Genomic DNA, 2,095 nt, shown 5'->3' with positions numbered 1-2,095 from the left:
GGCCCGCCCCCCCGGCCCCCCCCCCCGGGTCCGCCTCGCGGACACCGGCCCCACCGTCTTCACCGAGATGTCCGAACGCGCCGCCCTGCACGGCGCGATCAACCTCGGCCAGGGCTTCCCGGACACCCCCGGACCCGCGCCCGTCGTCGAGTCCGCGATCGCCGCCCTGCGGGCCGGACACCACCAGTACCCGCCGGTCCCCGGACTGCCGGAACTGCGCGGGGCCATCGCCGACCACCAGCGGACCCGGTACGGGATCGAGCTGGACCCCGCCCGGGAGGTCGTCGTGACCACCGGAGCGTCCGAGGCACTGGCGGCGGCCCTGCTGGCGCTGACCGGCCCGGGAGACGAAGTCGTCGTCCTGGAGCCGTACTACGACGCGTACGCGGCCTGCGTCGCGCTGGCCGGAGCCACGCTCGTGCCCGTCCGCCTCGACCCGCCCGCCTTCACGCTGGACCCGGCCGCCCTGCGCCGCGCCGTGACCCCGCGGACGAAGGTCCTGCTCCTCAACACCCCGCACAATCCCACCGGAACGGTGCTCCCTCCCGCGACCCTGCGGCAGATCGCGGAGACGGCCCGGGCCCACGACCTGCTGGTCGTCTCCGACGAGGTCTACGAACACCTCGTGTACGAGGGGCCGCCGCACCTGCCCGTGGCCGCCCTGCCGGGCATGGCGGAGCGGACCCTGACCATCGGGTCGGCCGGCAAGACCTTCTCCGTCACCGGGTGGAAGGTCGGCTGGGCCACCGGCCCGCGGGATCTGGTCGAAGCGGTCACCGCGGTCAAGCAGTACCTGTCCTTCGGCTCCGGAACCCCCTTCCAGCACGCCGTCGCCGACGCCCTGCGCCTGCCCTCCGCCCACTTCACCCGGCTGCGCGACTCGCTCAGGCGCCGCAGGGACCTCCTGGTGGCCGGGCTGAACGACGCCGGCCTCATCGCGCACGCCCCGCGGGGCACCTACTTCGTGACCGCCGACATCCGGCCTCTGGGCGAGCGGGACGGCCTGGAGTTCTGCCGCTCGCTGCCCGCCCGCTGCGGTGTCGCCGCCATTCCGAACCAGGTCTTCTACACCGACCCCGACGCGGGCCGCCCCTACGTCCGGTTCACCTTCTGCAAACAGCGGGCCGTGCTCGACGAGGCGGTGAGAAGGCTCGCCGCCCTGCCCGGCAGCCGCCCCGCACCCACCCTCCGTACGGAAGAGAAGACCGCGTGACCACAACGGCCGACCGGCCCACCGCCATCCCCGCCACCCCTGCCCCCGCCCCTGCCACCGCCACCGCCACCGGCCCCGTCCCCGCCCCCGTCTCCGCCGCCCTGCGCCGCGCCGAACTGGAATCAGCCCTGCGGGCCGTGACCGCCCGCATCGAGGCCGCGGCCGCCGACTGCGGCCGCGATCCCCGCGGCATCACCCTGGTGGCCGTCACCAAGACCCGGCCCGCCTCGGACGCCCGCCTGCTGTGCGGGCTCGGCGTCCGGCACCTCGGCGAGAACCACGACCGTGAGGCGGCCCCCAAGGCCGCCGACCTCGCCGACCTCGCGGCGCCGCCGCAGTGGCACTTCGTCGGCACGCTGCAGCGCAACAAGGCCGCTTCGGTGTCCCGTTACGCCGACCTCGTCCACTCGGTGGACCGCCCCACGCTGGTGACGGCCCTCTCCCGGGGAGCCGTGAACGCCGGCCGGACCGTGTCCTGCCTGCTCCAGGTGAGCCTCGACGCAGACCCGCGGCGCGGCGGCGTGCCGGCCGAGGGGCTCGCCGCGCTCGCCGACGCGGTCGCCGAAGCCCCCGGCCTGCGGCTGGCCGGGGTCATGGCGGTCGCCCCGCTCGCCGTACCGGCCCGGCAGGCGTTCGACCGGCTGGCCTCGCTGGCCGCCCGGCTGCGCGCGGACCATCCGCACGCCACGGTCATCTCGGCGGGCATGAGCGGCGATCTGGAGGCGGCCGTCGCCGCCGGAGCGACCCACCTGCGGATCGGCTCCGCCCTCCTCGGGACCCGCTCCCACCCCGCGCCCCCCCCCCCCCCCCCCCCCCCCCCCCCCCCCCCCCCCCCCCGCGCCCCCCCCCGCCCCCCCGCCCCCCCGCGCCGGGGCGCGCGCG

Annotated in this window: 1 protein-coding gene and 1 pseudogene; both read left to right on the top strand. The window is 77.1% G+C overall.

The window, feature by feature from the left end; genetic code table 11:
- Window positions 1-1,213, top strand: a 1,213-nt coding sequence (locus ACFXA3_RS41545; protein WP_385196536.1) for a pyridoxal phosphate-dependent aminotransferase, incomplete at its 5' end; no start/stop codon positions are given.
- Between the two features lie 101 nt (window positions 1,214-1,314).
- Window positions 1,315-1,995, top strand: a pseudogene (locus ACFXA3_RS41540) (YggS family pyridoxal phosphate-dependent enzyme); the annotation flags it as partial.
- Window positions 1,996-2,095 lie beyond the last annotated feature (100 nt).

The sequence above is a fragment of the Streptomyces sp. NPDC059456 genome, from assembly GCF_042750055.1.
In the GTDB taxonomy this organism is placed as follows: domain Bacteria; phylum Actinomycetota; class Actinomycetes; order Streptomycetales; family Streptomycetaceae; genus Streptomyces.
The sequence above is the reverse complement of the archived record's forward strand: the minus strand, read 5'-3'. Positions and strand labels throughout refer to the sequence as shown.